The sequence below is a fragment of the Eubacterium pyruvativorans genome, assembly GCF_900102225.1.
Lineage (GTDB): Bacteria > Bacillota > Clostridia > Peptostreptococcales > Anaerovoracaceae > Aminicella > Aminicella pyruvativorans.
The window spans coordinates 14,081-26,320 of sequence record NZ_FNBF01000005.1; the positions used below are offsets into that span (position 1 = coordinate 14,081).

At 54.4% G+C, this 12,240-nt stretch carries 10 protein-coding genes; 9 read left to right on the forward strand and 1 reads right to left on the reverse strand.

The features are described from left to right. The first annotated feature begins 8 nt into the window (after positions 1–8). The 7 genes from BLQ24_RS02890 (at position 9) to BLQ24_RS02920 (ending at position 8,717) form a co-directional block, all read left to right on the forward strand. The gene (locus BLQ24_RS02890; RefSeq protein WP_090162487.1) at positions 9–1,217 is read left to right on the forward strand and encodes a type II secretion system F family protein; all 1,209 of its coding nucleotides are present in this window, start codon (positions 9–11) and stop codon (positions 1,215–1,217) included. A 27-nt stretch (positions 1,218–1,244) separates the two neighbouring features. Next, positions 1,245–1,811 (forward strand): hypothetical protein, encoded by a 567-nt coding sequence (locus BLQ24_RS02895; protein WP_173452537.1) that lies wholly within the window; start codon positions 1,245–1,247, stop codon positions 1,809–1,811. Between the two features lie 25 nt (positions 1,812–1,836). Continuing rightward, entirely contained in the window at positions 1,837–2,631 is a 795-nt protein-coding gene (locus BLQ24_RS02900) for a prepilin peptidase (RefSeq protein WP_205508085.1), read from the forward strand. A gap of 94 nt (positions 2,632–2,725) precedes the next feature. After that, the gene (pilM, locus tag BLQ24_RS02905; protein WP_090162492.1) at positions 2,726–3,736 is read left to right on the forward strand and encodes a pilus assembly protein PilM; all 1,011 of its coding nucleotides are present in this window, start codon (positions 2,726–2,728) and stop codon (positions 3,734–3,736) included. After that, the gene (locus BLQ24_RS02910) at positions 3,736–4,452 is read left to right on the forward strand and encodes a cell division protein ZapB (RefSeq protein WP_090162493.1); all 717 of its coding nucleotides are present in this window, start codon (positions 3,736–3,738) and stop codon (positions 4,450–4,452) included. Before pilM ends, BLQ24_RS02910 begins: the two co-directional genes overlap by 1 nt. After that, positions 4,452–5,078: a hypothetical protein gene (locus BLQ24_RS02915; RefSeq protein ID WP_090162494.1), complete on the forward strand. Its 627-nt coding sequence runs from the start codon at positions 4,452–4,454 to the stop codon at positions 5,076–5,078. Before BLQ24_RS02910 ends, BLQ24_RS02915 begins: the two co-directional genes overlap by 1 nt. 66 nt (positions 5,079–5,144) lie before the next feature. Then, a complete protein-coding gene (locus tag BLQ24_RS02920; RefSeq protein ID WP_143004234.1) occupies positions 5,145–8,717 on the forward strand; it encodes a type II secretion system protein in 3,573 nt (1,190 codons plus the stop codon). 688 nt (positions 8,718–9,405) lie between these two features. On the opposite strand, the gene BLQ24_RS02925 is transcribed toward BLQ24_RS02920, so the two are convergent. Then, entirely contained in the window at positions 9,406–10,446 is a 1,041-nt protein-coding gene (locus BLQ24_RS02925) for a ribonuclease H-like domain-containing protein (protein WP_090162497.1), read from the reverse strand. Between the two features lie 304 nt (positions 10,447–10,750). Here BLQ24_RS02925 and BLQ24_RS02930 point away from each other — a divergent pair, with 304 nt between their 5' ends. Continuing rightward, positions 10,751–11,320 carry an NUDIX hydrolase gene (locus BLQ24_RS02930; protein WP_090162500.1) on the forward strand — a complete coding sequence of 190 codons (570 nt, stop codon included), beginning with the start codon at positions 10,751–10,753 and terminating at the stop codon, positions 11,318–11,320. Further along, positions 11,317–12,210 (forward strand): tyrosine-type recombinase/integrase, encoded by an 894-nt coding sequence (locus tag BLQ24_RS02935; protein ID WP_090162502.1) that lies wholly within the window; start codon positions 11,317–11,319, stop codon positions 12,208–12,210. Before BLQ24_RS02930 ends, BLQ24_RS02935 begins: the two co-directional genes overlap by 4 nt. The last annotated feature ends 30 nt before the right edge of the window (positions 12,211–12,240 follow it).

A 12,240-nucleotide genomic window follows, 5' to 3' on the forward strand; every position in this document is an offset into this window, starting at 1 on the left:
TGGATAGCGTGATCACATACCGATACAAGGCGCTCAGCAGCGACGGAATAGAGACCCGGGGCGTTGTGGAAGCTCAGGATGAATTCTCCGCCGTACAGAAGATCCGGGAGACTTGTCCGGTCATCACCGAGATTCGGGAAGTGAAGGAGAAGAAGGGGATTTTCTCCCGGGACATCGGGAGCTCGAAAATCAATGAGAAGGAACTGTCAATCATGTGCTCTCAGTTTTCCATCATGCTCCGGTCCGGGATGTCTGCAGCCCGGTGTCTGGAACTGATCGCCCGGCAGACGGAACGAAAAGTGATCCGGAAAATGATGGAAAGTGCTGCTGAGGATGTTTCCGAGGGAAGCAGCCTGGCGTCGGGTTTCGAACGGAATTTCAAGGGGCTGCCGCCCACCTTCGTGGAAACCATCCGGGCCGGTGAAGAGGCCGGAACGGTGGAGGATTCCTTCGAAAGGATGGAGAAGTATTACCGGAAGAGTTTTCAGAACAAGGAAAAAATCCGCCGTGTCATGATCTACCCGATTTTCGTTGTGATCATCGCCGTGATCGTGCTGATGATCGTCATGGTGAAGGTGATTCCGACCCTGACCGCCACCTTCCGCCAGCTGGGCGGGAAACTGCCGGCCATGACCCGCTTCATGATAGCGGCATCGGATTTCTTCAGCAAGTACTGGATCCTCATGGTGATCGTCCTGGTGGCGGCCGTTCTCCTGCTGAAGTTCCGGCAGACCACGCCGTCAGGCAGAATCCGGCATGCGAAGAACATGCTCCGCATGCCGGTGCTGGGGAAGATCAATACGTTCCGGGGTGCTGCCCAGTTCGCCGGCACCATGGCGGTGATGCTGTCTTCCGGCATCACGGTGAATCGGGCCGTGGAGATCACTTCCCGGGTCATGGACAATGCCGTGCTGGGAGAGGAAACCGCCGGCATGATTTCCCGGGTGGAAGAAGGGTACCCCCTGGGGGACTGCATGATGAAAACAAAGTTTTTTCCGGAGAGTCTGAAGGAAATGTGCTCCATCGGAGAGGAATCCGGAGAACTGGATCAGACCCTGGAAACGATCAGTGAATATTTCACGAACGAGGCGGATCATGCCACGGCGAAGGCGATTTCGAAACTGGAGCCGGCGATTCTGGTTATCCTGGCGATTTTCGCCGGATTCATCGTCATTTCCATCTATCTGCCGATGTTCCGGATGTACAATCTGATGTAGCAGAAGCGACAGATCTGTGGTGGCTGTATGAATGGGATGAGGCGAAAACTGGAGGAGAATGCAGGGATGGCGCTGATCACGATCCTGCTTCTGACAGGGGTGATCACGCTGACCCTCATGATTCTGTGGTCCGGCTATCAGCAGCATGTACGGGACCGGAACCGGACGTTCGACCGGGATCAGGTCCGGGAGGCGGAGGCGCTGGCCCGGCACGATTACCTGTCGGAGGCCCGGTCCGGCGGGGTGACGTACTGTTACGACGGGATCCACCACCGGATGGTCCCGCCAGACCGGGCCGGCAGGATCCGAGGGTATGGCAGAACCGCCGGAGCAGATAATCGCCATCAGGAAACCGGCGCCCGGGGCATTCCGAACCGGGGCGGCCGAAACGGCGCCCAGTTCCTGGCGGTGAGTGTGGAAGAAGACGGCACGGTCTCCGCCTACTGGCGGGGGAAAACCCTGACCGTTTATGACTACAATCATATGACCGGGGGAGAGCGGAAACGGCTGACCCTTTCCCAGTACCGCGAGATCCGCCTGGACCGGCAGCGGCTGGCGAATCAGAGAAAACAGCCGGAAAGTGAAGGAAAATAATTCCCGGCGCATGCCGGGAGGAGGCTTGGCATTGTTACAGATCAGCGGTATCATAACGGCATACTGTACCGTGCTGGCGGCGGTTCTGGGAGCGGTTTTCGGCAGCTTCCTGAACTGCATGGCCTGGCGCATCGCCCACCATGAGAGCGTGATCACGGGAAGGAGCCACTGCCCGGTCTGCGGTCACGTGCTGGGACCGGGGGATCTGGTGCCGGTCTTCAGCTGGATCTTCCTGAAAGGGAAGTGCCGCTACTGCGGTGCGCCGGTATCCGTCCGGTACCTTCTGACGGAAGTGTTCTCCGCCGCCGGATTCGTACTGATTCTCTTCCGGTTCGATGTGAGCTGGACGCTGCTCCGGTATCTGGTGCTGTTCTGCATTCTCCTGACCCTGTCTCTGGTGGATCTGGAGATCTTCGAAATTCCGGACCGGTTCATCGCAGCGGGGATTCTGTGGTGGGCGGTCACACTTCTGCCGGCAGCGGAATCCGGAACCTCCTTCGGCCGTCAGCTTCTCACCGGTCTGACCGGGGGTGCGCTGGTGGGCGGCGGCATGCTGCTTCTGACGCTGCTCTTCGACCGGGCCACCGGGAAAGAGAGCATGGGCGGCGGCGACATCAAACTGTTTTTTATGACCGGGCTGTATCTGGGACCGGCGGGGGCCCTGCTGGGGCTGATCCTGTCCTGCGTCCTGGGCCTGGTGTTTGCGGCGGCCTCCCGTCGGCGGAAGATCCCTTTCGGACCGGCGATTTCGCTGTCGGCGATGCTGGTTCTTCTCTGGGGCCGTCCGGTGATCGAGTGGTACATGGGGTTTTTGTCCTGAGGAAGAGGTTCCCCGGGGCATCATGGAGCAGGACAAAAAAATACAGGGCGTGCGGCCCCGCAATATATTGTAAAGGAAAAGATTGGAGTAACCGATGGCATCAAGGAAGAAACTGCTTGGCATCGACATAGGGAACTACAGCGTGAAAATTGCGGTGAATCAGGGAAACGGACCGGAAGAACTGATTCAGGCCCGGATCCCGGATGGTCTGATGAAGGAGGGCCGCATCATGTCAGGAGACGCAATGGGGGACTTTCTGAAGGAAGTTCTGCGGGAACACGGTGTCCGGATCCGCAGTGTATTCCTGGGTGTGCCGAACAGCCGGTGCTTCGTCAGGAGAGTGCATCTGCCGCTGATGACGGTGGGTCAGCTTCGGGTGAATCTGCCCTACGAATTTCATGACTATATCTCCCAGGATATGGACCGGTACATCTATGATTATGCGGTGATCGGAAAGACGGAGAACAGTATGGACCTGATTGCTGTGGCGGCGGAGAAACGTCTGGCAGAAGAAAGTACCCTAATGATGCGGCGGGCCGGTCTGAAGCTGGTGGGTCTGGCGCCGGATGTGGCAGGTTTCTCCCGGGTACTCAGCGTTTTCGAGCAGGTCAACGGCATGGAGCCTCATCAGGCGGACTATGCCGTGCTGGATCTGGGGGACCGTTCCATCAAGATTCATTTCTTCAGCAGAGGAGTCTATGATGTTACCCGGAATATTGAGCCGGGTCTCCGGCGGCTGGTGGACGCTGCTGCGGAGCAGATGGGACTGGACCGCCACATCGCCCGGATTCGGATGGAATCCGGTGCGCCGGAAGTGCTTCACAGTGAGGCAACGCAGTCTCAGTACACGGACATCGCCGTGGAGATCATGCGTGTAATGAATTTCTACAGTTTCAGCAACCGGGAAAATAATCTGACCCGGCTGTACTACTGCGGCGGCGGAGCGCTGAACCGTCCTCTGGTGGAGGAGATCCGGAATACAGTGGAACTGGAACTGGTTCCGTTCGCCTCTCTGCTCACCGGCGATCCGGAAATACAGGAATCCATCCAGATTGCCCCCCAGAGTTACGGCTTTACCATGGATCCGGAAGGAGGCGCACGGTAATGGCGAGTTTACGAAGCATCCTGAATACACCCATCGGCGGGAGGAAGAGCCGGGATAGCGCCGGAAACAGAATGGGGCCGGAGAAACCGGAAGGCGAAAAAAAACGACGGTTTTCGTTCGGCAGTTCCGGTCGTTATCCGGAGAAAACAACCATTAATCTTCTGTACCGGGAACCGGATGAGAACCGGAAATTCACACTGATCCTGTTCGGGGTCTTTCTGATATTCCTGATTCTGTTCACGAAATTTCTGGTGATAGATCAGCTGCAGCGGGTGAACCGGGCGGAGGCCCGGTATAACCAGCTGAAGAGTGACATCAGCCAGTTGAAAGAAGAGAACCAGGTGTATGAGAAAGTACAGAGGGAATACAGCCGGTACGGCAATGCGGCGCTGACCGAGAAGGAAGCAGAGTGGCAGGACCGAATGGATATGATGGATACTCTGTATCGGGTGGTGCCGGACACGACGGACATCGCCGGCATTTCCATTGAGGGAAACCGGGCGGAGCTGACGCTGGACCGGGTCCGGCTGAAGGAAGTATCCACCGTCGTCGCTTCTCTGGAAAATGACCCGATCGTCTCCTATGTGTCGGTTTCAACGGCAGCGAAGAACGGCGGAGAAGCGGTGACAGCCACAGTGTCGGTGAACTTCAAGTCACCGGACGGGAGGGATACGGAAAACAGTGCAGAGAATGACAGTACGGGAGGCGGAGAATAATGAATTGGAATCGGGAACTGAACCGCAGAGAGAAAGTGGTGATTCTGGTACTGGCCATTCTCCTGCTGGTGCTGGTGTATTACCGGTTTGTGTATAGTTATGTGCAGTCCCGGCTGGCCCAGTATAATACTTCCGCACTGGAGTCCGAACTGCTGGTAGAGCAGGGAAGAGCGCAGCAGATCAGTTCGATGGAGGCGCAGATCCGTGCCGGAAAAGGTTCTTCGGAAGGGATTGTGGCGCCGTATAACAACCTGAAGCAGGAGATCCGGGAGCTGAACCGCATTTTCCGGGGCACAGAGAATTTCAATATGGACTTCAAACATGCTTATGCGGACGGTACGAATGTGCGCAGGAATATCAGTATCACGTTCACAGCAGGAAGCATGAACAGTGCCCGGTCTGTGATCAACGAACTCTACGGCTGCCGGTATAAATGTCTGATCCGCAATATTCAAGTCAGCCGGGGCGGAGGGACGTACGACTATGACTATCAGGCTTCCGGAGGCAGCACTTCCTCCGGCAGTGTCAGCGTCACTTTGGACGTTACCTTCTTCGAGACCACCTATGGAGCCTCCTCCACCAGCGGGTTGACAACCCTGTCGAATCAGCAGCAGGATCAGCAGTAACCGGGACGGACCGCCCCGGCTTCGGACGAAATATGGATGATATTCGGACGATAAGAGTTGAGGAAAATGAGTAAGTACGAGAACGAAAAACAAAACAGAATGATATTCCGGGGAAACCGCAGGAAAGGCGGCTTCACGATGGCGGAACTTCTGATGACGGTGGCGATCATTCTGATCCTGTCGTCCCTCGTTTTCGTGGGTATTCTCCAGATCGTCAATCATATGAAGATGATGGAGATGAATCAGACGGCGAAACAGATTTTCATCGCCGCTCAGAATCATCTGACGCAGGTCAAGGCAGGGGGAAAACTGGAAATTGAACTGGCAGAAGCAGAGGATTCCTCCGATCCGGAGGCAGCTGCTGCGAAAAGCTGGTTCGGTCAGGAAGTGACCAATATCCGGCTCTCCGACGGGAAGCAGACCTCTGCAGGAGAGGGAACCGGGGCGTCCGCAGAAACAACCGTTGAGAAGCAGTACTACGCCGTGGATCAGACCGGTCTGTCCGGCGGAGCGGGAAAAGGTTCCGGCATTCTGTCCGGTATGCTGCCTTTCGGTTCCATTGACGAAACCGTGCGAAAAGGCGGCAGCTGGATCATTCAGTACGAGGCTTCCACCGGCACGGTGCAGGGCGTGTTCTACACTGACGGTTCCCACGGCCTGTTCGGGAAGAGCAGTGCGAAGCTGACTGTGACAAACGACCAGGAGAGCCTGCAGAGTGCGGTGCGTAACGGGGCTTCGGACAATTACGGAGAAGCGGTCCGTATGCGCTATGTCCCGAAACAGACCGGTAATTCCGACCGAGTGATTGTGGGATATTACGGCGGGGCAGAAGCAAAGAAACTGGTTCTGAAAAAGATCAAGGCCCCGGTGGTGGAGATTGATAACAAGAACTATCTGAAAGTAAATGTGTACGATCCGAATTCCTCGACATTGAAGGATCCGAAGGTGAAACTGGTCGTGAAAGTGCATGGGGAAACCAGCAACAAAACAGTCTCCATCGCCCTGAATACAGATCAGAAAAGCGAAACGGGGGATTCCATCGACCGGGATCAGGTGCTCCGCTATGTCTCTTCGTCGAACCGTTCCGAGCAGATTGTGGACCGGAACGGAAAGACGGCGGATGGTGAGACAGTTGAGAAAATCACCGGAGACCATCTGGTTTACACCCTTGTGTTTGACGATATCACAAAGAAAAACGGACATTTCGCACAGATTTTCGGGAAGAAGGGGTTTCTGCCCGGGGAAGACATTGCCGTTACGGTGTCCGCCCAGGGAGAGAATACCGAGCTGCAGGAGAGTCTGCCGAAAACCGGAAACAGCCTGTTCGAGTCAGTCGGAAATATTGATTCCGGGAAAGATTCCGGCGCTTCCGATACGTCCGGTATTTCCATGATACCTTCTCAGGCAAATATCTCCAATACCCGCAACCTGGAAAATCTGGATCCGAATGTGTCCGGATTGCCGCAGAATAGAAAGGAAGTACAGGAATACCTGAATCAGGGGTCGGGAGACAGCCGGAATCCTGCAGAGAACAGTCCGGTGCGCCTGATCCGGAAAGCGGTGCAGACTGCGGATATTGCCTGGAAGTATGACGAACAGACCGATCAGACGGAGCATACAAATCAGATACAGACTGCATCCCGGGAAACCGATCCCCAGGTGTTCGGCAGCACGCTGGGCGCCAGAGGATTCGTGAACGAAGTACGTGGTCTCCGCGAAGCAGAGGGAAGGTTTCAGAATGGGATCCCGACCGAAAGCAGTTACTCCCTTTCGGATGAAGAGAATAAGATTGTGATTACGCGGGTAAGGAGCAGTGAGGACGATAATAAGCCCCAGGAAGATTCTTACTACAGTATCCGGAATGACCAGCTGCGGGAATATGACGGGGGAAACTGTATCATTGCCAATATGGTGATCCGGGGTGTGGCAAATGCGGAAACGACTTACAACGGGAGGATTGTGAAAAGCGAAGCGGAAGCAGGACTCTTCCGGGGATTGTACCGTAAAATTTCCGTCCACGACCTGATTCTGAAGAATTTTCATGTTAAGGCAACGGACGGCGATGCCGGAACCCTGGCAGGGACGATATCCTCCTCTGAGGAAGTTACGATCGACCATGTGGTTTCCTATGGGACGGAAGGGAAAGTGTCTGCTGAAGGGCACGAAGTAACTGTGAATAGGAATGCCGGAGAAGTGTATTACCCGGTAGGCGGCGGTCTGATCGGCAGTTGGAAAGGAAAAGGAACGGTCTCCAACTGCGCCGCTTCGGTTTCGGTAGCGGGAGTTGTCTCCGGCGGCCTGATCGGTGATGTGGAGGATCAGAACGGGAGTATCGAGATCCGGAACAGCTACTCCGGGGGGATGATTGACAAAGATAAACAGAAGTATTCGACGGACCCCTTCAATGTAACGTCTAAAAGTAACGGAAGAGGTTTGAATGGATATTATTATGCCGGTGGATTACTGGGATACGTGTCCTTCCAGGACGGAAATTCCGTTATTCAGGACTGCTATTCCACCTGTTCGGTGGGGGGAGCGTCAGACGAAAAAAATGTCTGGAAGGAGAGTTTCGTACGAGGCGGTTTGATCGGGTATTTGACAACCAAAGGAGCGAACGGGATCAAATATTCAATAGTAAATTCCTATGCAGGGGGATATGTCGCTCCTGCAGAAAACAACGATAAAGCAGGTGCTTTCCTTGGGTCCATTAATGGATGGATCGTTGTGCTAAGTGGAAATATGTATCTGCCGGATATAAACGGGGTTATGCCGGCAATTGGCGGAAGCATCGGTTTTTCTCTTGGCGACTTTGTTGAGAAAGCCGTTCCGAACCCCATGCAGACGAGATCGGTAAAGACAGTATATTATAATCAGAGAAGGACAACATATCCATTCCGCACGGTGACCGATGCGGGAGAAAGGGCTGCCAAACTGGAACGAAATGCAGTGGGACAGGGCCTTTCGGAAACGACCAGTGCGGGAGTTCATTTCGGCGACTGGGTGAAGCCGAAAAAGTTAGCTTCAAGATATTACCTGGCTTACCGGGAGGGGAATCGCTGGTTTGTCTATGACCCGACGAAACAAAAGGCGGTTGATCTGGGATCTGCGAAGAAGCTGGAGAACGATAAGTACATTGATAATAGTACGCCGAAGTATGGAGTGCTGGTTCCGCAAGGAGAAGACCCGGTACTTTACATCTGGAACGGCAGCTGGCAGAGTCAGAATTACAGCGGATGGACTCTTGGAAAACTGAAGGATGAAAGGGATCAGGATGCCATTGAAATCGCCGGCCAAGAATATGATTACTTTGATTTCGACATCGATCAGGAATCCGGAACCGGACTCATTGTAGCGGATGGAAATGGAAAAAACGCTGTAAACGTGGAGACCGGTTTCGCCAGGGCATTCTGGAAGTATGCTTACGGAAAAGGAAGATATGAAAACCAGCTCATGCTGGGATCTGATCGGAATGACCCGATTATCATCCGCACGGCGAAACAACTGAAACGTATCACTGATTACCCTGATGATTACCCTGGCCGGTATTACCTGCAGACGGCCCCGATCGATCTCGGTGTTGTAAGAAAAGCATTGTCGCAAGCCGGAAATGATGTGAAATACAGCAGCAAAGTCGGATAGAAAGAAAAATATGATGAATGTGAAATCCGCAGCGTGGCATTGACGTGAGATAAGTGTTGCTAAACTGTGCGGATGTGCGGCAGGAGCGTGATCGACTGACGGATGTAGGGTGGACAGGTGCGAAAATCCGTTTTCTGCGTATTTCGCACCTGTTTTCTGTGGATTTGGCCGGAAAGCAAGGGCGACACGATTCAGAGGGGTGCGGATCTGCGAAAACCCTCATTTTCGCACTGGGCTAACTGTATGGAAAATTTTTATATCGTAATTATTTAGGTCAGCATACACATCTCGTATCTAATTGCCGGCTTTTCAGCCTGTTCTCTTGTGCTGCCATAATTGTTCCCGGAATGTTCGATCGGCAGCCGGGATATTTTTTGTCCAATTCACCTAAAATGTGTACAATCAGTTCGCCGGACGAGGTGCGGAAATCCTGTTTTTTACTGGTATCGCACCCCCGGAAGGGGCAGAAATATATTAATCAGGTTTTTCTTTCGGATTCGCACCCGGAATACTGTGTTTCTGGTGCGGTAAGGGCACATTTGGGCAATGTCGCACCCTATCCATACAGTATACAAGTGATCCCCGTGTGATCTGCCCGTCCGGCTCCATGAGCGGCTTTGATCGTATACAATCCGCCCCGCACAGTTCTCCCACACACGAAAAAAGCCGCAGCGATTCGGGGGCAGCCTCATTCCGCCGCCAGTTCCGGTGCGATTCGTTTCAGGAAGGCGATCAGGAAGGCATTGATCTCCAGGTAGTTGACAGCTCTTCCCTGCTTCAGCACCAGGTAGCCGCTCTGGAAGGCAGGATAGGAGGCCAGATCGGATTGCTCAGTGAAGGCGGCGTCGGACGGAAAGCCCAGAAGGGACGATGCATCCAGAACCAGCGCAGACCGGCCGATCCGGCGGGCCGGGAATTCGAATTCGCAGGTGCTGGTCACGGAAGAGGCCTGCACGAGCACTGGAAGGGATTCTGTGGGGAATGCGATATAATCCCGCAGGGGGCCCAGTCTTCCGGTGCGGGCGGACGCGTGCAGGCTGTCCTTTGTCACTCGAATCTCTGTGAGGATCAGTCCCGCCGCCGGAAAGCCGGTCCGGAACATGGCCCGGTGCAGGTCGCAGTTCAGGAGCACAGGCAGGATTCGGCGAAGCTGGATGATGTCATCGTGGTTGTGCAGCAGGATGCGCTGTTCCAGAGCAGGGCTGTGGGTGTCCAGGTATTCCAGGAAGAGCCGGACGCTTTCGCCGCCGTCTATTTCGTCATAGCGGCTGTCGGCCACACCCATATAGTACTCGATGTTTTTCTGGCGAAGGGAGCCCAGGACTTCCTTCAGAGGAGAATCGTTCCGGATGATCGGGTATAGGTCCAGATTGTACAGTCCCAGGAGATCCTCCCGGCCGGGGATGTCCAACCGTTTCATGCGGGTCTCCAGGAAGGGAAGGTCGAACCTCCTGCCGTTGTAGGTGAGGACGCAGTCCGCCTCCTGGAGCTTCTCCAGGGTCCGCAGGATCAGATCCTCTTCTTCTCTCGGGTTTTCCATGAAATACTGGATGGCGTTGAAATGGCCCTGTTCCGGCTCCAGAATTCCGGAGAGAATCAGGCTGCTGCGCCGCGGATCCAGACCGGTGGTTTCGATGTCGAAGACAAATATCTTCAAATCGCCGAAGTAGAGATCGAAGGCGCGGCTGTGAAAATCGTCCAGATAGAGTTCGTCGGTAATCTGTTTCATAGGAATGCTTTCTGAAAGATGGTCTTTCCTTCCGGCGCCAAACAGCCGGAAGAGCAGATAACAAAATAGACTGCACAGGCTGCAGTCTACTTTGTTCAAAAGGGGTATTGGGATTAGAGATTAATGAGGCTATCAGGGGGATAACCTCACGGTTATTATATAATGCTACCTCTGAAAAATCAATAAAATTTATGAAAATCCGGGGCGCCGGAAGACCGGAAAATTCCGTTTTTTTCCGGGGAATAATAAATGGGAAATGTAAACCGGTTATGCTATAATCATACTGATACGATGGGAGGTTCTGATGACGTACCGAGAGAAAAAATTGGATTCGACCTATTCTTTCCGGGGGCATATCGTGAATGTCCGGGTGGATCATGTGGAAGCCGTGGGGGGAAGGACGGCGGTTCGGGAAGTTGCGGAACACGCAGACGGCGTAGTGATGGCAGCGCTGCTGGATGACGGAAGAATTCTGCTGGAGCGGCAGTTCCGTTATGCTGTGGGGAAAGAAGTGCTGGAGGTGCCGGCCGGGAAGATGGATCCCGGGGAGGAACCGGTAGGTTCCGCCCTGCGGGAACTGCGGGAGGAGACCGGGTACCGGGCCGGGAAGATCCGGGAACTGACTTCCGCCTATTCCTCTGTGGGTTTCTGCACTGAGAAACTGCACATTTTTCTCTGTACGGACCTCACGCAGGGGGAACGGGATCTGGATGAGACGGAAGATATCGAGATTATTCCGTACCCGCTGGAGGAAGCGTGGAACATGGCCATGACGGGTGAGATTGAAGATGCGAAGACCCAGATTGCAGTACTGATGACCATGGAACTGGTCAGAAGCGGAAAACTGGATGAATATATGGAGAAGAGTGAATGACATTAGATGTTTTTCTGGATTATCTGAAGAATACGAGGAATATGTCCGAAAATACCATCGAGGCGTATAAGCGGGACATCATGGCATTTCGGGATTTTGCAGCCCGCAGCGGGGTGAAGGACCTGCAGGACGTGACAAATACGAATATCGTGGCCTATCTGCTGGAATTGAAGAACAGTGGAAAATCTAAGTCTACGGTGAGCCGGAAACTGGCTTCCCTTCGGGCATTTTACCGCTACCTGCAGAGCCGGGGGATCATTGAGGAAAACCCGACGGATGACATCCGGTCCCCGAAGATCGGACGGAAGAAAATCTCGTATCTCAGTGTGGAATCGGTGGAGAAACTGCTTTCTCTTCCGGATGATTCGATCAAGGGTAAGCGGGACCGGGCGATCCTGGAGCTCATGTACGCCACGGGCATCCGGGTCAGTGAGATCATCGAAATGCGGCTGTCGGACCTGAATCTGAAGGTGGGTTTCGTGGCGCTGAACGGGAAGCACGGCGGCGCCCGGATTGTGCCTATGGGACGGCCGGCCCGCCGGGCGGTGACGGAATATATTGAAACCAGCCGGCGGGCGCTGATGAAGGACGGGGATCCGGAGGATCCCGCCGGAATTCTGTTCGTGAATTATCTGGGGCAGCCTTTCACCCGGCAGGGGTTCTGGAAAATCCTGAAGAAATACGGGGAAGAGGCGCATCTGGAAGAGAAACTGACCCCTCAGACACTCCGGAACTCCTTCGCCATGCACATGGTGCAGAACGGGATCGACATCAAGTCCCTGCAGGAACTGATGGGTCACGAGGATATCGCCGCCACCCAGATGTATTTCGGGGACGTGCGGAACCGGATCAAGGACATTTACGACCGCTGTCATCCCCGGGCGAAGTAATGGGGGAAACCATGAATTTTCCCTTGCGGA